Raw genomic sequence first — 25,105 nt, 5'->3', positions numbered from 1 at the left:
GCCAAGGGGAGCGTTGGCTTTGGCTGCAATTTCTGAAAGTGAACTTCCGAGGCAGTATGGCAGGCTTTGGGTGATCGTATGTGGCGGCAACGTTTGAAGTCAGCAGAATAGCGCGTTCCTTATTCGTTCGACCTAAGACCAGATGAGCGATTTTTCGCGGCAAAGCCGCTAAGTTTTCCTTGTTGAGCCAATATTGGTTTTGAAAGGAACGACCATGGAGAAAATAGTTTATGTAGGCCTCGACGTCCATGCTGATACGATTGCTGTTGCCATTGCAAATGACGGGCGGAATGGGGAGATCCGTTTTCACGGTGTGATCGACAATACCGCTGATAGTGTTCGGCGTCTTACCAAGCGCCTTGTCGCAACAAATACGCATCCCACCTTCTGCTATGAAGCCGGTCCATGCGGATATGGTTTACATCGATTGCTGACGAAGCTTGGTTTTGATTGTGCTGTCGTCTCTCCGGCCATGATACCACGACGTACTGGTGATCGGATCAAGACTGATCGGCGAGACGCCGAAATGCTGGCGCGACTGTGGCGAGCAGGCGAGTTGACCCCAGTCTGGACGCCGGATGAAGGACAGGAAGCTATGCGAGACCTGATCCGGACCCGCAAACAGTCTCTGGACGCGCTGAAGATTGCGAAACAGCAACTGCAAAGCTTCCTGTTGCGACATGGCCTTCGCTACACTCGACCGACCTACTGGACAAAAATGCATTGGCGCTGGATCAATGATTTGCGCAAATTCCGCTTTCCGCACCAGCAACTGGCTTTTGAGGAATTGAAGCGAACTATTCGGCAGATTGAAGAGCGTATTTCCACATTGGATAAAGCCATTGAAGATGCGGTAAAGGACTGGCGCTTTGGTGATCTGGTCGATGCTCTGCGATCATTGCGCGGCGTCAACACAACTATCGCTGCGACCCTGGCCGCGGAGATAGACGATATCAGTCGCTTCGAAAATCCCCGCCAGCTCATGGCCTGGCTGGGACTGGTACCCAGTGAACATTCCAGCGGCAGTACAGTCAGACGCGGCCGTATTACGAAGACGGGAAATGCGCTGGCTCGAACCATGATGGTTGAAGCAAGCTGGTCATATCGCCACCCGGCTCGAGAAGGACAGCCATACCTGAAGCGCTGCCAGCATCAACCTCAGGAGATTAAAGATATCGGATGGAAGGCACAGACGCGTTTATGCAAGAGATACCGGGACCTTTCAAAAACCGGAAAACCGCAACCTCGTGTTCTGACAGCTGTTGCACGTGAACTTGCAGGCTTCATCTGGGACATTGCGCGGCACGTACCGATCCAAGCCAGGTAATCTGCAACTTGCCAGACTTTTCTGCCTGTGCAGTATGCTGAAGATGACGACCAGAGATCAGGGAACCCTCGACGTACGTTGGGATAAACATCCGTCCTTAGAGAGAGGCAAGCCCGCATCGAATATGGTCAGGCGGTAGAATCCGCGGATGAGAGTATGATAACCATCGGTTCGGCTCGTCATCTCCAGCACCGTGCACAGGCTACTAAGTTGACCACCCTCGTGAAAACGGGGTAATTTAAACGCGGCCGGAAAACCTAAATCGCTCATGAGAACGTACAATTTTGAACTAATCTTGTAGCGACCCCTTCTGTAGTCCTTGCAGCTATGGCGATTTCAAACTTGCGATTAAATTCAGGTATCTTTTGCAGATAGGCTCTTCAAGTTCCCGAAATTTTCGTTAACGGATATCAAAATATTTATTAAAATTTCAACAAGTATAATTCATGATATAATATTAATAAAAACTATTACGTCTTTTATACAAATATTCATTTAAACTCATTAAACTTCCATATTTCCATTTAGAAGTATCGCATAATAACATTTACTCCTTTACTTTAATGTACACACCTTACAAAACTATAAATCAACTATTTAATTAAACTTCTTCCATTGGACTGAGGTTACAATCGTTGCAAACTGACTAATTTTTATGAAAATATTTGACAATACAGATTATTCATTACATTTACTCTTTATCCAAAATTTTGTCATTGTTGTTCCGTGATTTTCTACGAGGTAATTAACAAGTGAAAAGCAGACCGAGAGCCAAATTAAAAAAATCCGAAATAAACCCGAATACTATCCAGTATGCATTACGTAAGGGCAATGTACTAATTATTAAGCCTTCCAAATGCAAATGTGAAGAAATCGGTATAGAAGACGGTGAAATTTATATCGATTTCCTAGAATCCGACAACGACGAGCGCGCTATCCAAATTGCGATTTGTTGGCTACCTGTCGGTGCGCAGGAACATCAGGGCTGCATCGCAAACCTAAATTACAACGACATTGTTCGAATTTTTGGAAAGTACACACTTTTCATACAAAGATGCGAGCAAGAAAAGCTGATTGAATGGATTGCTCTGCATACGACTCATAAACCTATTTAGATAGCCATGGAAAAGCTACCCCAACTGCATCATGCCGGCGGTGAGGGTATCTGATTAAGCTGCTTCCTGCAAAAGTTTATCAAACACCTCTGCGGGTGTCTTAAATCCAAGACACTTGCGCGGGGTCGCATTGAGCTTATGGGCGAGGGCGGCTAACTGAGCCTGGCTGACCTGCGCCAGATCCGTATTGCTGGGTAAATACCGTCGGATGCGCTTGTTGATGTTCTCAATAGGGCCTTTTGGCCAGGGTGAGTTGGGATCACAAAACCAGCTTCTTGCCCCATTCCATCCTCCAAAGCCCTATAACCCATAAACTCGGAACCACGATCAAAGGTAAAACTGCGGCGTGCATGATAAGGCAGCGCTGCAAAGGCCTGAATGATTTTGTTCATGATAGGCTTTGAGTGCCGACTGCTGTTTTTAATGATGACGCAGTAACGACTTTTGCGTTCAACAAGTGTCATGACATTGGCTTCTCCGAGGTCACGATCAAAGATGATCAAATCACCCTCCCAATTGCCGAATTGCAGACGATTGCCAATAAAATCAGGACGTTGATGAATGCGAAACGCTTCTGGAATGCGGGAGCTGCGCGATCTTCTGGTGCCGCGTGGGCAGCGCTTTGTGCGCATCTCGGCCAGATGCTCATACAGCTTTAACCCATATTCTTCCTTTGAGTAAATGAAGCGATAGATCGTTTCTGCGCATAGACGTATCGCGCTCAGACCATGGCTAATCAGTCGGCCGCAGATCTGCTCTGGTGACCAGTGTGCTTCCAATTGTTCAATGACGAACTTGCGCAGCTCTGGTAACGTCTGAGCTTGCGCAACCGCGTTCTGCGGTCTTTGCTGATGTTGTCGGCAACAACACTATGATAGTAAGCGTACGCTAGTCCCCACCTTCCAATTACAGTTCTAATTGTCTCATTAGACTTTTGAGATGATCAGGACGGAGTTTCTCCATGGATACTACATTGGAGGTTCTGCGAGTTGGTGGCAGAAGCCGCGGGAACCGAAAGTGGCCGGATGAGGTGAAGGCGCGGATTGTAGCAGAAACGCTGCTGCCTGGCGCTACGGTGAGTTCTGTTGCACGTCGGCACGGTTTGCCTGCAAATCATGTATCGACGTGGCGGACTCTTGCAAAAAAGGGGCAGCTGGTGTTGCCTGCGCCAGAGGGTCCGGTGGAGTTTGCAACCTTAATGGTTGGGTCGACCACTCAGGCAGCGTGCATTGATGTTGATGTTCCCTCACGTCCGGAAATAGTCGCGGGCGCAGTGGTCATTCGTCTGGAGGCTGGCGCTTCGGCGGATCGGATCGCATCGGTGGTGCACGCCTTGGCTAACTGCCCATGATATTTCCTTCCAACCGGGTACGGATCATGGTTGCGACGAAGTCCATCGACTTCCGTAATTATGCGCTGACGATAACTATGCGGAGTCGGAGACGCCGATTGGCGCAGCGGTCGGCATTTCTACATCCATCGACTCCACATAACCATGCGCTATCGCTTAGCAAGCATAGCGATTAGTTGATCCGGCGGGCGGAATTTGCCTGGCTTGATACCAAGCGGCACCAAAGCGTCGAGCATCTCGAGTTTTTCGCTCGGATCAGCGCGCAGGTAGATCTCGGTACTCTGGAGAGAGGTGTGACCCAGCCACAGCGCTACTTTGCGAATGTCGCGCGTTGCCTGAAGCATGTGCATTGCGCAGCTGTGGCGCAGCACATGGGGCGATATCGACCTCGTCGCCAGCGTGGGCGCGACGCTGACAGCAGCGACGGCGTGCTTTTCGAGGATGTATTCGAAACCGGAGCGCGTCATCATCCTGCCAGCGTTATTCAGGAAGAGTGCCGTGTCGCCATCCTTCGGTCTAACCGCGATCCAGGCGCGGATTGCGGCGGCAGTCTCCTGCCAGAGCGGAAGCACGCGCTCGCGTCTTCCTTTGCCGATGATACGGATGCTAGCCGGTGGCCGCCCGTCGAATTGTTCGAGGGTGAGACCGACGAGTTCGGACACGCGCAGCCCGCCAGCAAAAGCCAGATGTAACATGGCCCGATCGCAAATGCCTGAGGAGGTTCGCCCATCCGGAGCATTGAGCAGCGCTTGCACTTCGGTACGCGAAAGCGAAGTGACGAGCGCCTCGTCAATCTTCTTCATCGGAATGGCGTGCACCCGAAGAGCCTGATCCAGCACCGCGGGTGCTCGATGTTCAAGATAGCGGAAGAAGGACTTCACAGCAGCCAGCCTGGCGTTGCGCGATCGGGCCTTATTGCCGCGCGTTTCTTCGATGTGCTCGAGAAAGGCGAGAATTATCGGTACGTCGATATCTTCGATCTGTAGCAGACACGGTCGCTTGCTTAATCTTCCTGCGGCGAACGTCACCAGCAGTTGGAAGCTATAGGCATAAGCATCGCAAGTGTGAACGCTTGCGCGTCGTTCCCGGGGAAGATGCTCTCGCAGGAAAGCGGTGAGGTGCTGGGCAAGCTGGGTCATGCTGTTACTCCTCGATGCAATGCCTCGCCGGCTGCCGACATATGCGCCATCAGTTCCGGCGTTGACTGAAGATACCAGTATGTATCGGTCACATGGGCATGTCCCAAATAGGCGCTCAGAGCAGTAATATGCCGCGCCACCGCCTTGGAATCGTGCGCACAGCGTTCGAAAGAGCGGACGGCGAACGTGTGGCGAAGATCGTGGATCCGCGGCCCTGGCGATCCTGCAGCGCCTCGCAAGCCGATTGATCGCACGATCTGCAGGAAGACTGTTATTACCGTCGGATAAGCGAGCGGCGTTCCCTGATGCGAAATGAAAAGCGCATCGCTCTGACTTGCAGCATTCACGCGGGTCGCGAGGTACCTGTCCAAGGCGCGTCGGGTCGTTGTGTGTAGCGGCAGCAACCGGCTCTTCTTGAACTTAGTCTGAGCAATGATCAACCCGTCGTCTGTCACGTCGGGTAATCGTATGGCGATCGCCTCCGAAACACGCATGCCGGTCGCTGCAATCATCCCGAACATAGTAGCATAGGTGAGAGATCGGATTGTATTGTCGGGGCCAAGTCGCTGAGCGGCGTCGATCAACCCCCTAATCTCTCCGGGACTATAAATATACGGCGTGCGGCGTTTGCAACTGGCGCGACCGAAAAGATCAGCAGAGGGAACTTCGTGGCGCGGATCTTCAGCATGCAGCGAGAGCGCGAAACGACGGACGGCCAACAGGCGGTTGCAACGTTGTTCGCGTGAAGGCGCCTGTAGCGCCCACTCGTGCACACTTGCTGTCGTTATAACGTTCTCACCGCGATGCTCGGCAAACGCGACGAAGTTGCGCAATAGAATGCCTGGCGTCCGAAACTTGAACCCCAGAGCCTGGTGCAGCGCCACATGATCGGCGAGGAGTTCACTCAGCATGGGAGCTCTCCTGGCCAGGGCTGGGCAACCTGCTCCAGCATCGCGACATCGACCTTAGCGTAATGTGCGGTCATATCGAGCGAACGGTGGCGCAACACCGCGCCAATAGCTTCGAGTGTGGCGCCCGAACGGAGCATTGAGGTTGCCGCGGAGTGGCGCAGCAAGCACGCTCCAGACGACGGAGAATCGGAAATGCCCGCACGTTTTAGCGCCAGCGCCACGATCGTGGAGACATGACCGGAATGCGCAAACGACCGGTAGGGGGCAATCATTGTAAGAAAAACCGCCTCTTGAGGAACGCACGGCCGTTCCTGCTCAATGTATGCTAGAAGTGCATCGCCGACGTCTTGCGGTAATGGCAGCCGGACTTGTCGGCGCGCTTTGCCGCTCAGGCGCAGCATACCAGACGTCCATTCGATATCGTCGAGCCTCAATCCTGCCACGTCCCCGGCCCGCAGTCCCAGACGAGCCAGCAGGAGCAGCACTGCACGGTCCCGCAGGCGGCCTTTAGCCAGTCGATCGCATGATGCAATGACGCGTTCGACGTCGGCGGCTGCCAGATACCGCGGCAACGACGAAAGGCGCCACTGCAATACCGGCGGAATGGCGTGATCAAGGTTGGGGCGGCACAAGCCAGCACCCGCGAGGTAGCGAAGATAACTACGCAAGGCGCTTGTTAGGGTCCTCAGATCAGCCGGCCCGGTGCGCTCGCGCCACTCTCGGACGACATCACGGATCAGGCTAGCATCATAGTCGAGGGTCGCTGTGCCGAGCAACGGCAACAGCTTATGGAGGTCGCGAAGGTGACGGGTGATCGTTCGTTCCGCCAGTCCTCGGTGGATGCGCAACCAGCTCTGATATCCATCAAGCAAGGGATATGGCGACGCGATCTTCAAAGGTGGGCATACGACACCTGCTCTTTGCAGGAAAAAAACAAACCTCCGGACACGACGCGAGTATTTTGGCGAAATCCGCGGCCACTCCCGCCCACCGGGACATCGACACCGATGTTCGGCAAAGCTACGAACGATATTATCATCGATAACGTCGATCGAGATGCCCGCTTTGCAGAGCCAAGCTGCGAAATGACGAGCCGACGCTGTGTAGCCCTCAATGGTCAGCGGCGCATATCTCTGAGCGGCAAGCTCTTCCGCGAACCGATCGATCCACGACGAAAACGGTCCGGGATCGAGGAACCGGTGATTACGATTATTGGCATCCATCATACTACGCTCTCCTCACAAGTGAACTCATAGGGAGGGAGCATAGTTATGTGGAGCGTTCGCGCGTGTTCAATTTATCTAAGTATCTGCGCAGACAACACAATCCATAAACTGGCAATGACGACTCCGCATAGTTATCGTCAGCGCATAATTACGGTTATGTGGAGCTCCTCATAACCGTAAGGGGCATGACGGGTTAGCGGCACTCGTATCATCGGTTCTGCGTGAGAACCCATTCACGGGTACCGTATTTGTGTTCCGTTCACGCCGGGCGGATCGGTTGAAGCTGCTATATTGGGACGGTACCGGGCTGGTGATGGCTTACAAACGGCTGGAGGATACGAGCTTCACCTGGCCTGCGGTCAGAGTCGGATTGATGACGTTGAACCATGCGCAGTTCGAGGCGCTTTTTTCCGGGCTCGACTGGCGCAAAGTCAAGGCTCTGGAAGCCAGAACGCCAGCTGCGGCAGAATGAATCAAGTATCTGGATTTACGTGTTTTTACGGGGTTCTGATGGTATCTTTGGCCTATGCAGATTACTCCCGACCTTGATCTTTCCGCCATTCCTGACGCGCAACGCGCGGCGGTTCTGGCATTGATGGAAGAGGTTGCGGTGCTGAAGGATATCACCCGGCGGCAAGAGCATCTGATCGCCGAACTCAACCACGCTTTGCATAGAAAACGGTCTGAAAAGCTGTCAGTAGACGAGCGGCAGTTAGCATTCGAGGATCTGTCCATCGCGCTCGCGGAAGTCGAGGCAGAGAAAGAAGCGCGCTCCAACAAAGCTAGTGACGGAACGACGAGGCCAGCTCCCAGGCGCACCATTGGCAATTTGCCTGCTACATTGCCGCGTATTGAAGAGATTATCGAACCGGACAGCCTGATTTGCCCCTGCGGGTGTGGTGTGATGCACAAGATCGGTGAAGATCGCAGCGAGCGTCTCGACATCGTGCCGGCGCAGTTACGCGTCATCGTTACTGTCCGCCCGAAATATGCCTGCCGGATTTGCACCGACGGGGTGACTCAAGCACTTGCTCCGGCGCACCTGATCACCGGTGGTCTGCCCACGGAAGCAACGCTGGCCCATGTCCTGGTCAGCAAGTATGCGGATCATTTGCCATTGTATCGCCAGAGCCAGATACTGGCACGGGCAGGCCTTGATCTGCACCGCGCCGTTCTGGCTGATTGGGTCGGCAAGGCTGCGTTCCACCTGAAACCGATGGTCGACCGACTAGCCGTTCATCTGAAGCGGTCTGGCAAGCTGTTTATGGATGAAACCACCGCCCCGGTGCTGGATCCGGGGCGTGGGACAACGAAGACCGGATATTTGTGGGCACTGGCCCGCGATGACAGGTCATGGGGCGGCGAGGACCCGCCGGGTGTAGTCTATTTCTACGCCACAGGTCGCGCGGGCGAGAATGCCGAAGTCTTCCTGAGCGGTTTTGACGGCATTCTGCAGGTCGATGGCTATCAGGGGTACAATCGGCTGACCAAACCTTCTCGAAAGGGCGGTAGTCCCATTCGGATGGCCCATTGCTGGGCGCATGCAAGGCGCAAGCTGAAGGAGGTCTTCGACCGCGACGGCTCTGAGATCGCCGCCGAAGCCCTGCGCCGGATTGCGGAGTTCTACGCTATCGAGGCTGATATACGCGGCATCTCACCCGGCCAGCGCCTGTCCGCACGCCAGACCCGCACCACGCCTTTGGTAGTCGCCTTCGGTGAATGGCTTCAGACACAGCGTTGCAACGTATCCGCCAAATCTCGTCTGGGAGAGAAGCTCACCTATATCCATAACCAATGGGAAGGCCTGCAAACCTTCTTAACGGATGGTCGCGTAGAGATCGACTCCAACAGGGTTGAAAACCTCATCCGGCCTATCGCTCTCAATCGCAAGAACGCGCTCTTTGCAGGTCACGACGAAGGCGGCATCGCTTGGGGCCGCATCGCTTCGCTGATCGAAACCTGCAAAATCAACGATGTCGAACCCTTTGCTTATCTCAAAGCAACACTCACTGCCATCGCAGCCGGACACCCCCAAAGCTGCCTCGACGACCTGCTTCCATGGAACTTCAAGACGTCAAGCTAAGACACAAGTGGTCCGCAGCGAACGCTTACCTATGATAGCCATTATAGTCTGAAATCTCGGCATCCCGAAAGCTGTTGCGCTTGATCTCGCGATAGATCGTCGAGCGATGACGGCCCATCAGCCGCGCAATATCGCCGAGAGGGAGTTTAAGCTGTTTCAGCTCAAATAACCGGCGACGTTCCGCTAAAGTGATCTGTGAGTAGCAATTTGACATCCAATTTCCTCCATGGCTAACCACATGAATTCATTGGCATGTTGCAGTTTAAAACAGAATGTACCCCCTGTGTGAGGTCATGCTGAAGCGCGACTTTTGCCGTTTGTGCTTACGCAAAACGATGTCTGTTTGCGATTAATTTTTGCCGAAAGACTTCTGCAGGTGTTTTGTAACCCAAACATTTGCGCGGCGTATTGTTGAGGCGATGACAGATGAAGGCGAGGTCTCGATCACTGAGGGTGAGCGGATCAAGATCTCGGGGAAGCCATCGTCTTGTGCGTCTGTTGGTGTTTTCAACGGTGCCTTTCTGCCAGGGTGACTGCGGATCACAGAACCATGTTTGCGACCCGATCCCATTCTGCAGATAAGCCCATTCTGTGAACTCAGTGCCACGATCAAACGTGATGGAGCGACGGGCTATTTGGGGCAGGGGTTGGAGTACCCTAATCACCCCATCCATCACTGGTCGTGACTGACGATCATTGTTGCGCAACAAAACCGTAAAGCGGCTCACCCGCTCGACTAGAGACGTCACATTGGCCTTGCCGAACCTCTTGCGAAACTGGATAAGGTCGCATTCCCAGTGTCCGAACTGCTTGCGTCTGGCAACCATGTCTGGACGATAAAGGATGCTCAGTTCTGGTGGAAAGCGGCGTCCATGATGACGCCGGGCATGACGTGGGCGTCGTTTGGCACGACGTTCCGGCAGATATTTCCAAAGCTCTTCTTTTCGACCGTCGGTCGAATACACAAACTGATAGATCGTTTCATGACTGACAGAGATTGGATGGCGTTCCAATCGCATTCTCCCTGCAATCTGTTGCGGCGACCATCCATCGCTGATGTGATCGATCACGGACTGCCGTAGCTCATCATACCGGATCAGCTTACGTTGCTTTGAACGCCGCTCGCGGGATTTCTGCTCGGCAATCGTGCAGTAATAGCCGTTTAAATCCTTGATCTCATCATCGTGAAACTGATTGCGCTTGAGTTCACGAAAAATGGTCGAGCGGTGCCTTCCAAGCTTCTCAGCAATAACGTCAACGGAGAGCTTTGCGGTGCGCCAGCGCGCTATTCTGCGGCGTTCATCCAGATCAATATGCGCGTAGGTGCGTTCCATGACAGGTTCCTTGCATTGGATAACTCATTGTTATCATTTGCAAGTCGCACTTCAAACTAGAACCCACCCCCCTACAAGAAAAAGTCAGATAAGCATAATTATGGAACTGATTGATTCCAATTTATTATTAGTGCAGAAAAGGCAAACCACAACAGGGGCTATAATATGTCACTCACAAATTTTCTTGCGAGACAAACACAGATTAAAACTTATACACCGAAGCATGATGCGACTGGATTCTTCCTACAAGAAACATTAAGATTTATATCAATCGCAGGATCATTGAAATATTCAAATATAAACCTTAATCTTTCAGCCACCGTAGATGATCGTTATTTTTCACATATACTTCTTAGATCACTGCTAGAAAACTATTTTACTAATATCTGGTTGTTTGATGATCTAACATTGACATCAAAAAAATATAATAAAGTGCTCGAAGGTTTTGCGCACGACTACATTAAACTTATTAACGACCTGAATGGCAACCCAACGTGGAAACCATTTCTCACTGGAGCGGGTTCAAAGCTGGAGCCGTTATCGTCGCTTACGGTCTCAGGTATTAAAGGAATGCCTGTAAGTAGCATGCTCGCAAATATGAAGCGTTACGCAGGCGCTCGCCCTGACTATTTGTATCCACTTTACAGGATTACGAGTTTTGATGTCCATGGCAGGTCGCTCTCTAATGTTATGGAAGCCAGTTTTAATAAAACTGGTCTCGTGTTCCCAATTTTAGACGTTGATACTGCAATCGATGCGATTGCTGTAGATTACGAAAACGTTTTAGATGACTTAATAAATAATAGCCTCATCTAAAAGAATCTCATTCTGGAAACCAAAAGCCCTACCCACAAGGGCTTTAATTCATTCAAATATATGATTTCAATATCCCTTACTCGTGACCCCCAGCCACATATAGATTACGGCACGTCGTCCAGCTCCACATCGCCCGTTCCGGCCTTCTGGAGCAAGAGACCGAGCTACGGCCGACCGAAATCATGACCGACACGAACAGATATACCAACACAATCTTCGCATGTTCTATCTACTCGGCTACCAGTTCGGCTCGCGTATCGTCGATGTCGTAGGCACCCGATTCTGGCGTATCGGTACCACGGGCGACTCCGGCATCTTCAACGATATAGCCTCGAACAGGATCAACATGTTGCTGATCACCGAGCACCGGGACGATCTGCTACGACTTGCTGGCTCCCTCAACCTTGACGTTGTTCTGGCCGCAGGCCTAACCCGTCTTGCTCTGTGAGCATTGCAGTAATGAAGTATTCAATTTCGTTCAATCTTTCTCCCCGATCCCACAACCTTCTGCGCACGTGGCGTGCAAACGAGCAAAGCACTTTTCCAATTAGAGTTTAATTCTTCCCAACGCTAACTGAAAATCTATAGTTACTGCACTCCAAACACATAATATAGTAATCGCATGTTTTAAGCGAAAACAACCTGCGTGAAACTAAGTTATGTAAACATACCGAACATGTATTATTTGCAGTTCATTAAATTCATCGTTAGGCACGAACTCAAAAATTCGAAATACAGAAAATATCGCCGTTATGATTCCCACTGCCGCCATTAAAAGAAATAGCGCTCGAAATGATCTTCCAACGGTCCATTGAGAACCAAAGTAACCCTTATACTTGTTTACTTCGTAAAATTTACTTGGCTCTTCGGTGAAGATCATTGCGCTTTTTAAATCAGAACTTTCGATAAGACAATATTTTTCCTCAGCATTTTTTACTAGAAAAGACATCCTCTGATCTAATTTCCAGAATATCCAAGATACAAGAATGAGGAGAATACCCAGCGAGCCTGAAACAAATAAGTAATTCGCCTGCGCTGATGCCCCAACGGATGCAATAATTAATCCGGCAATTGCCACAAAATAATTAAAAAGCGTCATTCTTTGCTTGGAATGAATTTCGAAATATCTCCACGCATGTTCTACCTCTATCGCTTTAATTGACAAAGCTGTTTCGCTCATTTCCGTTCTACCCGCCCGCACAATTAAGAAAGTTTCTAAGCGTCTTCCGACGAAGCTTTAGCAATCATACGTTGGATTTCCCCCCTATCGATAGTTCGATGGAGAGGTTTCAAGGCCGCCTCCGCTGCATCAAGCAAAGCAAGTCGATTCTCGGGCAGCCAATGGTTCCAAAAGACCCGCACAATGAAGTAGCTCGAAAGAGATACACGTAAAAAGGGCACGTTCGGCAAAGCAGTGACGGCTTTTATAAGTGAATTCTTCTCGCGACTAGCATCAATTTCCGCAGCCCAGATCCGCGCAATCAAATGTTCCATAGCATCTTCGGATTCAACACTGGACACACTGGATCGCAACACCGGTTGGCTTGCTAAATTTCCAAGTTGCTCCAGAACTATGCGCATTGGATATCCCAACAGCGAGAACTCATACGCATCGATGACGGCATCAATTAGAACTCTATGCTTCTCAGGCACAGGATCGTTCGCCGGAATATCAAACAAAGAGCGGATACTCTCGTCGGCCTGCATGTCAAGCTTAAGCTGATCAAATGCCTTTCGCGGGAAAGTTCGCAACATTCTGTCAATTAACAGACTGCCTACTTCCACAATTTGGCGAGACAATTTGCGTTTTGGGTCTCTATCAAGTTTCTCAGAGCCGGCGCCTAACAGAACGATAGCGACACTCCAAATCCTAAACAGCTGTCTCAAATTTGAACTGTTGGATGTTACGTCACTATCTGATTCAACGTCTCGGGTCTGCTTGACTTGTCGTGCTTCGCTTTCGATCTTTTCAGCTACATCTAAAATTCTCTGTTTCTCGGCACTATTAGGTCGATTTCCAACCACGTCCGCGACTGCTTTCTCCAATTGATCCTGAAGGGCTTTAATACGCTTGGGATTATCAATGGACGCAGGTCTAATTGAATTCGAAAGGAGGATATTCTCTTCTTCATTCAGCGAGCGCTCACGGACGAAACTGTCATGCATCCTTTCCATGATGCTATCCGCGATCTGAACGCTCACATTCAATTCGCAGTAGATATCAAACGTGGGGTAATCGAAGTCATCACTATCGACGTCAAAATATATAATTGCATCATCTGGCTTATCAGCAAGATCTTGCGCTAGCAGATAAGACTCGATGAATGGTAGTGAAATCCTTGCATATCCCTCTTCATCGAAATGAAGAATGCCTTTTTCTTGAAACGAGCCAATAAAAAGAATACTGTCTATCTCAAAATCTTTCTCTTCTGCAAATTTATTAACAAACTCTATTAAGGAGGTATTATCAAATCGCTCTTTTAGGAATTCGCTATGATAGACGAATTTTTTTAGAAATGTTTCCCTTGTTGTTCGACTCAGAACAACGTCATCCTTGTCACCCGCCACAACAAAACTAAGGAAGCCACCAACCGCGAGTTGTAACAGCTCCGAACGTCTGTTTGCTTTAAGTAGGCTAGTAAGCACGTCATTTCCGAGCGCTGCAAAGTAACTAGGATGTGCATTAAGGTCGAATTTCTTAAACATATCTTGTAGTCGAAGCGTCAAGACGCCTGCTTGCTGATCCTCCAAATTGAAGGCGCGCTTGAAGAAGGCAGATAACTCTGAGAATGAAATGGGACAAAGTTCAAATTTTTCAGCAGCCGCTCCGATTAGTAGAGGAGTGCTATCCGTCAGATTAGCGCCCTGCTTATTCAGTATAATGAAGTGCGCAGTTGGGTACTGCTCCATCTGCGAGCGAAGAAACTCTGCTCGGGTACGGGAACCAGCATCGAAATTATATATGACAAATGTTAAAGTCGAATTCTGGTCACTTATCAGGGCATTAATATCTGCGCTCGCTTGCTTCGCAAGCGAGCCAGTAGGAGGTTTAATCTGACCACCGTCTATTACGATCGGAACAACTTGCTTCTTCTCTATCTCGATAAGACTTAATTCGGCTGCGATAATCCATGGCAAACTGTTGTCCGGATATGACTTTGGAGTCGTCAAAAATAACACCGGATGCTTAGTGACGGCCTCCAGTATATTTACCGGATCGAAGTTTTTTAACTTTGGATTGACGGTCGCATTCGAAGCCGCATACTTAACCCTTGGCAAGGGAAGTCTATACCCCCTCGACTTTCCCTGATACTCCGGTGAAAGCTGGGTCAATTGCTCGTGAACTTCATCTCGCACGCTGTCCAATGCTGCAGGAACTAATTGCATTCGCGCCAGCGCATCATCATTGGCCTTGATGACGCCATTATGCGCATCCCGACGATTGGTCAGGAAGCGTATAAATTGCGAATTTTCGAACTGAACTTTTACGAAACACATCACGTTATCAATCGCGATTTGCCGTGCCTTGTTACTTGTTTGCTCTTCTAGCTTGTTCTTATTCTTATCAGCATAATCGCTGATACCTCGTATAACTACAGCTGGAACAGATTTGCGTTCGGCTGATGCAAATACCCCTCCTGCCTCGGTTTCAATTGCAAGTAGCTTGCGATCAAGCGTCGAAACATTGCTCTTATAAAGATCGCTCTTTGAGACTGAGCCACATACAATCGACCCTTCGTGCAGTTGCGGAATGCCAATTTTTTCGTTCTTGTTTCCTCTCCCAATAAACTCCCCAGAGATCAGTTCTGCTGCTCTATAGTATTGGTTTGTCTGCCACGACTCGTAGTGAGGCTTAACGTCATCGGAAAGTGAAATATACTTGAGTGAAAAAGACAGGTGAGTATCAGTTTTGTACGGAATGGTATTATAGTCAATTTTAATTTTGCCTTTGCCCCCGTCGGAAACCTTCGTGTTTTCGACAATGTCGTAAACTGGACCGCTGAAGCAAACATCCCCTATTCCAACGTCAGGAGCGAGACCACCGGCAATACCTATAAGAGCGATTATTCCGATGTTATACCGACCAAGCAACATCTCCGTGGCCCGAGTTGCTGCTGCTTTACCCATAGCGTCTTGTAATATCGCGGCCCCTGTTAGGCCATGGCCCAAATCAAGCTCCACCCAAAACTGAGTTCCGTCTACAAACTCTTGTTGCTTCTTGAAAACTGTAAGAAGGTGGTCAAACTCCTCTTTCAAAGGAATGATAAAAGCAATGTCGATATATTTCATAAAAACCCCCGCTATTTAGCTCACTATTTTGTAAGGCATCGTGATGATTCGCAACCTTCATATGCGTTTCACACTGCATTGCCGCTGTCGCTCGTGGGAAATCGCACGTACGCCGCAAAAACATACATGATAGGAGCGTTTGAGCATTGGAATAAGAAGCACCGTTACCTTCGAATTATCGTAAGAATTTCCTTAACCGCTCATGTCTGGAAGCATTTTGAGAGCTTTGAGGATTTTGCGATACTCATATCCATCGTTTGCTTAGCTGCCCTTTGCAAAGAACGCGACAGCAGACTCTGGGCAACCGGGGTGTTTTTTCCGAATATAGCGGGCGACTGCATCGAAAGAATAGCGGGACATAATCGAGCTCTAGCTTTCGACTAAAGCATGTTCAGGAAAAGTTACAAAAAGGTATCTGCTTCACTATCAGAAATTAAATGGCGGATTTTATCTCGATGTCCTTATGAATAGCCCGCCTATCGTCTTGATTTGCACTGATAGCTCGTGAACGCAGCGACAGTCGAAACTTATAATTATTGGGAGTCAGTTTTGGGCTGTCGGAGCTCAAGCACTACCAATCAAAGACTCCAGGATTCCCCATCATCTTCCGACCGCTCGGCACGTGCCTGTTCAGTGAGAGCTTCTTCCTCTTTTAGACGAGCAATTTCTTCGTTCTTGAGGAGCCGTTGTTCCTCAATATCGATCGCTTTGTTAAAGGGCTCGGTATCGTAGCCTTGAACACGAAGCGCTTCGCTGTAGGAGACCAGAACATCAAACGCCTGCCATTCATCGATAGCAAATCCTCTATCCGCGAAAACACCGCTATTTGCTCGATGAAGCTCGTCCATGCTATCTTCGCCGAGAATTAAATTCATACCTTTGACAATCTTGTCGCTAAGCTCATCAGGCAACGGCTTTCCAGCAACCGATGCCAAACTTTCCAAGAAGCCAGTCGCATCTTCCATCCATTTCTCGTGACGGTCCGATGCTTCAATGAGTGATGCCTGCAACTCTGCAGCCCTCTCGTCAGCGTCGTCCGAACCGGACGGGGTTTCGAGATCCAATCCATGGTGTTTGGCGATCGCAAGACGATCACGTGAGACCCAATGCTGCTCAAGGCCAAAAGGTAGAGTTTCAATCTTCATGCGAGCATTGAACTCATCCTGATCAATCCCGTTATCCGCGAGCGTGGAAAGGATTTTAACCGGTGTTCGGCTCGCAATCTTATGGCGATATGCGTCAGAATAAATTGAACCGCTGGAATCTTCTTTTAAAGAGCCGTTTTCCACCCCCTGCACCATACAGTGAAGTTGATCATAGTGCTTAAATGAACGTTCTTCCAAGGAGGGCCGTTCAGAAGCCTTCTCATGCGCCAGCTTTTCGATCTTGGCTTCGATCTTGGCAGCAATTGAAAATACAGTATCTGTATAGCTCTCAAAGGCGGAACGAATGGCTTCAGAAGTTGTCGGCACTTCGACCTGTCCAGGATCTACATAGTCTCGGAAACACGAAACGTCTTTACCTTGGTTTAGCGCGCTTGCTGCGCCCCTAAGGGCTACCGCCATCGAAGCGAAACCTTCTCCCGTGCTTTCAGCAAAGTTCTCATATTTGCTAATCTCGTCACTCAACAAGATCACTCTGCGCCCCAGCTTAGAGCTGTCTTCAGATGAAAAGCCCGCCGTCTCCGAGCTTTGATCGAAATCACCGTACTCTTTTCCGTTAAAACCGATCCGCCAATCATTACGATGAACCGTAATGGTTTGACCGCATTCTGTAGGAACCTGCACCGAGCGTTTGCCCTCGTGCTTGATCCGGATTGTATCGCCACGCGAGGCTCTGCTTGCCGCTAAAACGGGTGAGAGCCCGACACCCCATACCGTGCGCTCCCCGAATTTCGTATCAAGCGTGATAAAAAAGCTAAACGAGCCCTTTTCTCGACCTTTGAATGGCGCCTCACCGCAGTCTAACATTTTTCCTTCAATTCCACGCATTGCCGTGTTGCGGCTGTCCTTGGCATAAGCTGAAAAACCCCGTGACAAACGCGACGAATTATTCAGTTCAATGCCATACTTCGCGCCGTGATGTACAAGACTGTCCTTGAAGCGATCATAATTGAACTCATGATCCCGGGCGAGATAGAACCACTCTCCTTCAGCATTCCGCCGATTGACGATAATATGACCGTGCGGGTTTTTCGTATCGTTATGAACTGCAGCGATGTATTCAAAACGAGCCCGCCCCTGAGAGATCAGCTCTTCGCACGTGTCACGAATGATATATTCCACAGCACCTATATTCGTACCAGCTGGAAAGCTCGCGACCATGTGCATCGTGTGCTTTCCATCTTTCGCGGTTTTCTCGAAACCATCAGCCCAACGAGACGCGATGTCTTTTGTTGAGGCCGTATCCAGTTCACGCTGCCCATCGACCTCACCGGAAGGGTCGATGATGCGGGTGGCCTTTCCCAGTACATAATTCATCTGCGCAGACAGGCCGATAAAGCCGCTGGCGAAACCAGACTTAACCGTTTTAAACATAACCTGTGGGGTCGAACGAATATTGGCCATGTAATGAAAAACGTTTCGGCGGTAGCACCCCCCAGACTGAGCTCCACCTCCGATCGTTTTAAAATATTCGTAGCGATTGATCCCCTGGATGGCACTCACGCAGGCTCGTCCTTGTCCAGCAAGTCCTGAACCGTCGTAAGGCGTCGGCGCCCGGAACGTACGAGCAGTTGATCAACAGAACTCGCTTTGCTCATGATGAGCTTTTGCATGTCGCGGATTGCACCAACATGTTCCGAGCTGGGTTCTCCCCTGCCCTGAAGAATTGCTTCCCGGTTAATCTGATGAACCACTTGATTGAGATTGGTACCGATCTTCTTCAGTTCATTCGAGAGCTCAAGAGCTGCCGCAGCTATCTCGCGATCGGCATCAAAGAAGCCAGCAGCGCGTCGCAATACGCGCCGCGATAAAGCTGCAACGCTTTCACCTCTGTCCGAAGCCAGTGACCTGAGCGCAGAATAATCATCTGCAGATAAGCGGGAATACACCCGGACATCGCTGCTCTGCGCAGCCTTTGACGGAAGCGAACGTTCCAGCTGCCGGTAAACTGTCATGCGGGAAACGCTCAGCCTCTTGGCGATAGCTGAAACAGAGATGCCCGCACGATGATCGCCAACGATTGCCGCGATCTGAGCATCGCTTAACCGCGTTCCGTTACGGTTTGTAATGTGTAACACTGACAAGTTACATTTCCTGCTTAATAGATAATTTCTTACCACCCTTCGTAAACCAAAATTTCAATTCATGCAAAGACTTATGCCGCGCTTTGCGCGGCATTCTACTACGATGCCGGCGGCATCGCTCGTCCGCGAGCTGGAACGCGCAATTCAACAAGCGCTGTAGAGGAAGCGAGCGGACACCCACCTTGACGAAATTACGTTTGAAAAGGCCAAGATTAAACGGTGTGACAATCCGTTAAACGCAGCTCCAACAGCTCTACAGCGCTTGTTGAATTGCGCGATCTGTCTCCGCTCCGGGTCGCGAATACCGGACAAGCGTTAGAGCTGATTTGACCGGACCATTGAGGTGTCGCGTGCAATTACGCGGCGGGAAACGCACGAAAAGCCATTCCGAGCCGCCGCGCGTTAATTGGAACGGCGCATTGGATCGTCGTCTTACGAAAGCTCAAACAGTTGGGCCTGATAGTCCCCGCAATCGAGGAAAAGCTCCCACAACGCGAAAGCTGGTTTGAGTAACCGAAAGTGTTGCAAAAATGTTGGATTGTACATCTAACATGTAAACATCTAACACGTAACGATGTAACTAAATGTCTGACGGATAAATGTCTGACGGATAAATGTCTGACGGATAAATGTCTGACGGATAAATGTCTGACGGATAAATGTCTGACGGATAAATGTCTGACGGATAAATGTCTGACTATCTTTTGAAAAGTGCTTGCAGGCTATAGCATGTCAATAGCCAATTGCTGTTCAGGCTGAAATAGCGCTCTTGCTGCATCGAGCCCAGTTATAAACTGACTCCCAACCATCACCAAATTCCGCGAACTAGTCTGCCAAAATTGAAATAATAATTATGCATCGCTATCAAAAAAAAGCGGTCATCGTTCCAATATGAAATCTATTCGAATGTGATCAAACGGGCAGAAAACGAACCCGTTGTCATCTCGCTCAACAACACCCAGTTCAACCAGACCTTCAACATCGTCTGAAACCGTATCCCCGTCGATGTCGTCGCAAGTGGCTAGCTTAAGATCAGACAGTGAGCCGTTCAGCAACAGCGCATGAACAATGGCCCACTGTCTTACGCCAAAATGCGTTAGCAGCAGCTGAGGGGTTGCGAAACTGAGCGTTTCACCTTGATACGTACCGTTCGCCAAACCTGCCTTGGACGCCGATGCGGCTTCTCGCAAAGCCGACTTCCAATCATCATTCACGGTTATGGTCAGATTTCGCACGTTTTTGATCCTCTCAGCCCATGCAATGGAACTGCAATTTACCGTCGCTTCAAACGACCCTGCGTTTTCTGTAGGCTTTCTTCAAATTCAGCATGCCTGAGCTCACTGATAGGCCTCACTTCTGCGTCCAGCCGCGAAGAAATTCGCGCAAATGCGTTGCCTAACTCCTGTTGGATCACAGTATCTGTTTCTTTTCCGCAATGAGAGCCCATCTGTTCAATTTTCTTCATAAGAGCAATTGGCACGGTCACCAGCTTAAGTTGAAACGCCCTATCGTTCCTGTGCCAAAACCAGTTCCCTTCAAGGGCGTTCGCAAGCTGCATATGCCTTTGATCGTTGTGAGGTTGCCGCAGATAACCTTTTTGCAGGAGAATGCTGGATAGATGTTGACTAGCACATTCAATCGATAAATCGGCTTCAATCTCCAGTGCGATTTCCTCGAGCCTGCACAAGAGCTGGCTAAAGTATCCTTTTCCTTGTTCTGTTTCGGCAACGAATACACGGGCAAGCACCAACTCCTTACGGAATGATGTTCCGTTTCCGACCCGTCGAAAACGGAACATCGTGTCATCACGAAAAATTCTGTCTTCATAGAACATACGTCCCGACGCGGGTTGAACCTTATCGTCAGACGCACAGTCCCACTTCAACTCAGTCTCATTGATCCAATGCGTGAGTAAATGAATGATCTGGAAAATGTTAGCCGGCAGCTTTTTGTTTAGCCGGGCACGAATGCCGTCACCGGTGTTCTCAATCTTCAATTGAGGATGAAATTCAAACGTTTCAGTCATGCGTAGGCTTCCCTTTCAAAAGTGGAAAATGCTGCAACGCTCAACTACGCGTACTCTCTTACAGATCTGGGGCTTTGCTTTCCACCAATCCAAAGATGGAAATCACCAAAGTCAAGCAAATGTAGCCATAAACTCTGTCGCCATAAAGAGTGAATTTCAACATTGTGGATCTCGTGAAACGAGATCGCCCTTCCCCTTTACGTGAACGGTTAGCGCGCAATATCCGCGCGCAACGCACCGTATTGGGAATGAGCCAGGACGAATTGGCGTACCGAGCGGAAATGCATCGCACAAATGTTTCCGCGATCGAACGCGGTGTCCGAAACGTCAGTCTCGACAATCTGTATTTCCTCGCAAAGGCGTTGGAAATTTCTCCATCCAGGTTGATTGATGAAAATGCATCAGCCGATGTGTCTGCTGAAGGCAATTAACCGTTCAGAATTCTTGCCAACTATAATAACAGTAATCTCGTATCAATCCGAGCCTCGCGCCACTTAAAGTTTATCGCTTACCACACCAAGGGCGATTTCTGCATTCTTTTGCGCGATAGCTTTTGTCTTTGCAGCCGACCGGATGGTAAGACGATCCCCGTCTTTTAAGAAGGTAATGTTGACGCCGACTCTTCCGCCAGTGAGGCGGATAGTCGTCATCCTTCCAACTATCGAACCAAGGGATAATTCATCGATCTCACAAGGCAGTCCCTGCTGATTGCAAGCTTCTTCCAACTGCTGGAAATACGCCGCATCGGATCGATCTCTGTGTCCCACATCGGCATTTTGCCGATCAATCAGCAATTTGATCGTCTGACCTTGGACATCATCCGCGTTAATTGTTTTGGCTTTGATGGAAACCCTGACGTCATTTCCAAATGCTTGAGCGACCTCTTTCTCGATTTCACGAAGATCGTACGTTTTGAATCCTTCCGCGAAAGCAACACCGGTTTGAAGTGGTGCAATGAATAGTAGAGCTGTTAAAAAATACGCTGTCTGCCGCACTTCACTCTCCTTCGCATTGAATGGCTCGATCATATATCCGATGTTGCTCTGCTTTGCGGTTGCAGCTTTCTGGTCAATTCAAGCGTTAATGTGACATTGTCGCTTCAAATACATAAAACGGCGCAATACGCGGCGGGGAATAATTTTTGAGATTGCTGCTAATCATTTGCGCTCCGGATAAGTTCTATTCCAAAGGTCATATCTTATCCTATGTCTGTAGGCATAAGCCAGCTGCGCAAATTGACGCTAAATATCACTAACTTCTACCGCCTTACCCGACTTTTTCGGAAAACTCTTGCCGCAGATGTAAGGCGGCGCTTGACATTACTTATGTAAAGCATTACTTTCCATTCATGGAGATAGAGAATATTCGCCATAAGGCATTGAGAAAGTTTATCGAAACTGGAAAGCCTAAAGGTTTGCCGGGCGATTTGATTGATCGGCTGTTTAAAATGGTGAACTATATCATAGATGCTGGCTCGATCGACGAACTCGAAATTCCGCCAAATTACGGCCTTCACCAGTTGGTTGGCGATAGGGTGGGAACCTTTGCTATGACAGTTTCGCGTAACTGGCGCATGACATTTGCGTTAAACGATGACGGAGCAATCATCGATCTGGACTTGGAGGATTATCACTGATGGCAATTAAAATTCATTCTTCTTTCGCGATCCATGCCGGTGAGTGGCTCAAGTCAGAAATCGTAGAAGCTCACGGAATTAGAATTAACGATCTCGCCGAAGCTTTTGGCGTGAGCCGACAGGCCGTCAGTGGTTTGCTCAACGGCCGTTATGCTCTAACGGCAGACATGGCGATCCGGTTCGAAAACGCCTTTGGTGTAAAAGCTGAAACGCTGATGCGCATGCAGGCCCGTTATGAGCTGGCTAAAGCGCGGGAACACGAGGCTGAATTAGCTGTTAAAAGTCTTGTTGCTGCATAGCCAGTTCAAAAACTGGCACTGCAAACTCAAAATCTTCCAATCAAAGGCCACGAACGTAAGTCCACTGTGAGGCTATAGAGGTCCTTCGTGGCAATCCGCGAGCGCTGTTGGTTGTTCTGCGGTGCTCACTTTCTCAAAGGGCCAATTCCTGTGTTTCGCTAACTGCCGCCATTTTAGTGCTGGCAAGAACTGACCCGTTTCAGCATTATCGGACTAACTTGCGAGTTAGATCCAACAGATAGAAGCAAAGAAAACGTTTACCATTCTTTTGAAAGGTTTATGATCCCAGAACGGTGGCAAGGCATTTTTTCGGTGTCCAATTCTGTCCACATTCTAACCATGGACAGCGGACCACTAGACCCTGGGGTAATAAAGGAATGAACATTAAAACGACAGACGTCTCGAAGGCGACCGTGGCTACAGAAAAGGATCTTCGAAAGTCCATGGCGATCAAGAGTCTGTTGGTACAGTCTTTGGGCGTTTTACCGACTGAGATTGGTGATCCGATCCGTCCAGTCACAATCGGGTTTTTTCAGCAAGTTTGTCCTCTCCTCAAGCCTGACGCTAGTGTCACTGCCCTTCGTCGCGCTATTGGCGCTTATGTTCATTCGAAACGCTATTACCTCAGCTGCAGCAAGGCGGACGCGATGCGTCATGACCCTGACGGAAATCCCTCCGAGCGAGTTTCAGAGGCAGACAGGGTTAATGCTGCAGAGCGACTGTCCACACTCGGACAACAAACGAAAAAAGTTCCAACGTCAACGATAGTTCTCTCTGCGCAATCAGAGGCACGTAGCAAAAGAGATTTGATCCGTGCTTCTCTCCTCGGGAGAACTTGTAGCTAATGCTCACACTGGCTTGAGTTGCGTTTTTCGTTCACATTCCCCTATGCGACAAAACAGAAACTGATAAAAGGCTCCTGCATTAGTTTCGTCGGTGTGAACCGATAAGGGATGGTAAAAGTCTATATTCCATCGCCTCCTGTGCGTCATAGCTTCATTGCGATCCTGCCGATCCCAAGCTTCCATTGCTTCTCATCCCGGAAAACAGGAGCCTGCCGATGGAAAAGTCCCCTGCCCTTGCCTTTTGGGTAAGGGATCGCAGATAACCGCCAGGTGAATTGATAGTCGCCAGTTTCTGCAGAATCCAGGCAATGGCTGCCGATGCCGCTTCTGCTCCCATGAAGCTTTCAGCGTCACGATAGGCTGACTGGCTAATTCCAAGGAAGCCAGAAACGATCCGTGAAGCATCATGAAGCTCTCGCCATGTACTGATACCGTGTGTTCCATATTCGCGGATATCCGGACATGTCCGCAGCACCTGGTCGAGAGATATGGCAGGTGAAACCCGAGCGCTGCTCTTGCTTTCGAAGGTCGAAGGAACCACCGGTTTCGAAGAAGGCGCCACCAAATCAATCTTTTGGCTATACTGAGATTCAAAAAGGGATTCTGGTAGGGATTCATTATGCTGCCGCTCAAATTGAGCGACGCCGCCGCTCAACTCTGGAACAACCTTCATATTTTTCAATGCGATAGCCAATTCTTCGCCAATGACTTCCAGCTTGGTCTTGATGATTTTCACCTCATCGAGGGATGCCCGGCGAGGAATAGCATCCACAACAGCACGAAAGCGAACAAATAGCACTTCAAGACCCACGGAAGAGTCAGCGCCTGCAACCGCGTTTTCTGAAAAAGCCAAAGCGATCTCTCTTCGCATGACGGACACTTCATCGCGAAGCCGCTTCAAGGCTTTTTGTTCATTAAGGATTTTATCTGCGATACCGGCAAACTCTGACGCGCGATCAAGCAATGGTGCAAATGAAAACCCAAATGCAAGTTCAACACTCCCTTCCCTGTCCTTATGTGCATAACGCTTGCGGGTCGGGCTATCTTTCCTCGCAATGATCCCCGCCTCAACAAGTGAAGCCAGATGACGGCGCAGCGTAGATTCAGGCATGCCATGGGCACGCAGCGAGAGTTGTCGATTGGATGGAAAAACGACGAGGTTGTTTTTCTCACTCATGTCATCGTCAGGGAGAAAAGACAAAAGCGAACTGAGTACGGCAAGGCAGCGATCATTGAGATCGATTGCTGACTTGGCCACACAGAGCTGTTTGTAGATCACCCATCGGTTTACCCCCTTGCCCTGCTTGTTCTGCTGTTCAGATTTTTGGGCAAAATAAGTCCTTCGCCCACAAAATGCGGACGTAACAGTTCCCAGAATTTGCATTCCCTCTCACCTTTCTAAAGGCAAAAGAAAATCACCCGCCGAAATGACGCCAATGACTCTTGACACTGATTCTGAG

22 protein-coding genes and 3 pseudogenes are annotated in these 25,105 nt (G+C 49.7%); 11 read left to right on the top strand and 14 right to left on the bottom strand.

All coding sequences use genetic code 11. The annotated features are described in order from the left end of the window. The first annotated feature begins 214 nt into the window (after positions 1 to 214). Positions 215 to 1,327, top strand: coding sequence for an IS110 family RNA-guided transposase (locus C9380_RS24100; RefSeq protein WP_128094932.1), 1,113 nt, complete (start codon positions 215 to 217; stop codon positions 1,325 to 1,327). Between the two features lie 752 nt (positions 1,328 to 2,079). Further along, complete coding sequence (locus C9380_RS24090; RefSeq protein WP_128094931.1) at positions 2,080 to 2,442, top strand: hypothetical protein; 363 nt, start codon at positions 2,080 to 2,082, stop codon at positions 2,440 to 2,442. Between the two features lie 54 nt (positions 2,443 to 2,496). Here the strand turns inward: C9380_RS24090 and C9380_RS24085 are convergent. Continuing rightward, positions 2,497 to 3,328, bottom strand: a pseudogene (locus C9380_RS24085) (IS30 family transposase); the annotation flags it as partial. Between the two features lie 75 nt (positions 3,329 to 3,403). On the opposite strand from C9380_RS24085, the gene tnpA reads away from it, so the two are divergent. Next, positions 3,404 to 3,793 carry an IS66-like element accessory protein TnpA gene (gene tnpA, locus C9380_RS28380; protein ID WP_128094929.1) on the top strand — a complete coding sequence of 130 codons (390 nt, stop codon included), beginning with the start codon at positions 3,404 to 3,406 and terminating at the stop codon, positions 3,791 to 3,793. Positions 3,794 to 3,942: 149 nt separating this feature from the next. Here the strand turns inward: tnpA and C9380_RS24075 are convergent, their stop codons facing one another. Genes C9380_RS24075 through C9380_RS24065 form a run of 3 tightly spaced genes read right to left on the bottom strand, consistent with a single transcriptional unit; the run spans position 3,943 to position 7,069 of the window. Further along, positions 3,943 to 4,932, bottom strand: coding sequence for a tyrosine-type recombinase/integrase (locus tag C9380_RS24075; protein WP_128094928.1), 990 nt, complete (start codon positions 4,930 to 4,932; stop codon positions 3,943 to 3,945). Further along, positions 4,929 to 5,843, bottom strand: coding sequence for a tyrosine-type recombinase/integrase (locus C9380_RS24070; protein ID WP_128094927.1), 915 nt, complete (start codon positions 5,841 to 5,843; stop codon positions 4,929 to 4,931). The genes C9380_RS24075 and C9380_RS24070 overlap by 4 nt, the downstream gene beginning before the upstream one ends. Then, positions 5,837 to 7,069: a tyrosine-type recombinase/integrase gene (locus C9380_RS24065; protein WP_247877678.1), complete on the bottom strand. Its 1,233-nt coding sequence runs from the start codon at positions 7,067 to 7,069 to the stop codon at positions 5,837 to 5,839. Before C9380_RS24065 ends, C9380_RS24070 begins: the two co-directional genes overlap by 7 nt. A gap of 187 nt (positions 7,070 to 7,256) precedes the next feature. On the opposite strand from C9380_RS24065, the pseudogene tnpB reads away from it, so the two are divergent. Continuing rightward, positions 7,257 to 7,541: pseudogene (gene tnpB, locus C9380_RS24060) on the top strand (IS66 family insertion sequence element accessory protein TnpB); the annotation flags it as partial. Positions 7,542 to 7,595: 54 nt separating this feature from the next. Continuing rightward, complete coding sequence (tnpC, locus tag C9380_RS24055; protein ID WP_128094925.1) at positions 7,596 to 9,152, top strand: IS66 family transposase; 1,557 nt, start codon at positions 7,596 to 7,598, stop codon at positions 9,150 to 9,152. 31 nt (positions 9,153 to 9,183) lie between these two features. Here the strand turns inward: tnpC and C9380_RS24050 are convergent. Both C9380_RS24050 and C9380_RS24045 read right to left on the bottom strand, forming a co-directional pair. Beyond that, positions 9,184 to 9,366, bottom strand: a pseudogene (locus C9380_RS24050) (helix-turn-helix domain-containing protein); the annotation flags it as partial. 109 nt (positions 9,367 to 9,475) lie between these two features. Then, positions 9,476 to 10,486 carry an IS30 family transposase gene (locus tag C9380_RS24045; protein WP_024899184.1) on the bottom strand — a complete coding sequence of 337 codons (1,011 nt, stop codon included), beginning with the start codon at positions 10,484 to 10,486 and terminating at the stop codon, positions 9,476 to 9,478. A gap of 165 nt (positions 10,487 to 10,651) precedes the next feature. On the opposite strand from C9380_RS24045, the gene C9380_RS24040 reads away from it, so the two are divergent. Both C9380_RS24040 and C9380_RS24035 read left to right on the top strand, forming a co-directional pair. Continuing rightward, entirely contained in the window at positions 10,652 to 11,302 is a 651-nt protein-coding gene (locus tag C9380_RS24040; protein ID WP_128094923.1) for a hypothetical protein, read from the top strand. Positions 11,303 to 11,405: 103 nt separating this feature from the next. Further along, positions 11,406 to 11,750 (top strand): Tn3 family transposase, encoded by a 345-nt coding sequence (locus C9380_RS24035; protein ID WP_151081339.1) that lies wholly within the window; start codon positions 11,406 to 11,408, stop codon positions 11,748 to 11,750. A 204-nt stretch (positions 11,751 to 11,954) separates the two neighbouring features. Here C9380_RS24035 and C9380_RS24030 read toward each other — a convergent pair whose 3' ends face one another. The 6 genes from C9380_RS24030 to C9380_RS24005 all read right to left on the bottom strand — a co-directional run bounded on the left by C9380_RS24030 (position 11,955) and on the right by C9380_RS24005 (position 20,865). Further along, positions 11,955 to 12,482, bottom strand: coding sequence for a hypothetical protein (locus C9380_RS24030; RefSeq protein ID WP_128094921.1), 528 nt, complete (start codon positions 12,480 to 12,482; stop codon positions 11,955 to 11,957). Between the two features lie 35 nt (positions 12,483 to 12,517). After that, positions 12,518 to 15,592, bottom strand: coding sequence for a phosphorylase family protein (locus tag C9380_RS24025; RefSeq protein ID WP_128094920.1), 3,075 nt, complete (start codon positions 15,590 to 15,592; stop codon positions 12,518 to 12,520). Between the two features lie 578 nt (positions 15,593 to 16,170). Continuing rightward, positions 16,171 to 18,258, bottom strand: a complete 2,088-nt coding sequence (locus C9380_RS24020) for a relaxase/mobilization nuclease domain-containing protein (RefSeq protein WP_128094919.1) — start codon at positions 18,256 to 18,258, stop codon at positions 16,171 to 16,173. After that, a complete protein-coding gene (locus C9380_RS24015; protein WP_247877679.1) occupies positions 18,255 to 18,833 on the bottom strand; it encodes a helix-turn-helix domain-containing protein in 579 nt (192 codons plus the stop codon). The genes C9380_RS24020 and C9380_RS24015 overlap by 4 nt, the downstream gene beginning before the upstream one ends. 884 nt (positions 18,834 to 19,717) lie before the next feature. Further along, positions 19,718 to 20,074 carry an HVO_A0114 family putative DNA-binding protein gene (locus C9380_RS24010; RefSeq protein ID WP_128094917.1) on the bottom strand — a complete coding sequence of 119 codons (357 nt, stop codon included), beginning with the start codon at positions 20,072 to 20,074 and terminating at the stop codon, positions 19,718 to 19,720. A gap of 38 nt (positions 20,075 to 20,112) precedes the next feature. Further along, complete coding sequence (locus C9380_RS24005; protein ID WP_128094916.1) at positions 20,113 to 20,865, bottom strand: hypothetical protein; 753 nt, start codon at positions 20,863 to 20,865, stop codon at positions 20,113 to 20,115. A 149-nt stretch (positions 20,866 to 21,014) separates the two neighbouring features. Between C9380_RS24005 and C9380_RS24000 the strand changes: the two genes are divergently transcribed. After that, positions 21,015 to 21,296 (top strand): helix-turn-helix domain-containing protein, encoded by a 282-nt coding sequence (locus C9380_RS24000; RefSeq protein ID WP_353954666.1) that lies wholly within the window; start codon positions 21,015 to 21,017, stop codon positions 21,294 to 21,296. Between the two features lie 63 nt (positions 21,297 to 21,359). Here the strand turns inward: C9380_RS24000 and C9380_RS23995 are convergent, their stop codons facing one another. Further along, a complete protein-coding gene (locus C9380_RS23995; protein WP_128094914.1) occupies positions 21,360 to 21,893 on the bottom strand; it encodes a hypothetical protein in 534 nt (177 codons plus the stop codon). Positions 21,894 to 22,213: 320 nt separating this feature from the next. Here C9380_RS23995 and C9380_RS23990 point away from each other — a divergent pair, with 320 nt between their 5' ends. The 3 genes from C9380_RS23990 to C9380_RS28715 all read left to right on the top strand — a co-directional run bounded on the left by C9380_RS23990 (position 22,214) and on the right by C9380_RS28715 (position 23,645). Beyond that, positions 22,214 to 22,501, top strand: a complete 288-nt coding sequence (locus C9380_RS23990; protein ID WP_128094913.1) for a type II toxin-antitoxin system RelE/ParE family toxin — start codon at positions 22,214 to 22,216, stop codon at positions 22,499 to 22,501. Beyond that, positions 22,501 to 22,800, top strand: coding sequence for a HigA family addiction module antitoxin (locus tag C9380_RS23985; RefSeq protein WP_128094912.1), 300 nt, complete (start codon positions 22,501 to 22,503; stop codon positions 22,798 to 22,800). The genes C9380_RS23990 and C9380_RS23985 overlap by 1 nt, the downstream gene beginning before the upstream one ends. 377 nt (positions 22,801 to 23,177) lie before the next feature. After that, positions 23,178 to 23,645 (top strand): ProQ/FinO family protein, encoded by a 468-nt coding sequence (locus C9380_RS28715; RefSeq protein WP_128094911.1) that lies wholly within the window; start codon positions 23,178 to 23,180, stop codon positions 23,643 to 23,645. A gap of 151 nt (positions 23,646 to 23,796) precedes the next feature. Here the strand turns inward: C9380_RS28715 and repC are convergent, their stop codons facing one another. After that, a complete protein-coding gene (gene repC, locus C9380_RS23975) occupies positions 23,797 to 25,029 on the bottom strand; it encodes a plasmid replication protein RepC (protein ID WP_128094910.1) in 1,233 nt (410 codons plus the stop codon). Between the last annotated feature and the right edge of the window lie 76 nt (positions 25,030 to 25,105).

Source organism: Brucella pituitosa (genome assembly GCF_003049685.1).
In the GTDB taxonomy this organism is placed as follows: Bacteria; Pseudomonadota; Alphaproteobacteria; order Rhizobiales; family Rhizobiaceae; genus Brucella; species Brucella pituitosa.
Note: the sequence above shows the minus strand (reverse complement) of the source record. Positions and strands in the feature narration are given on the sequence as shown.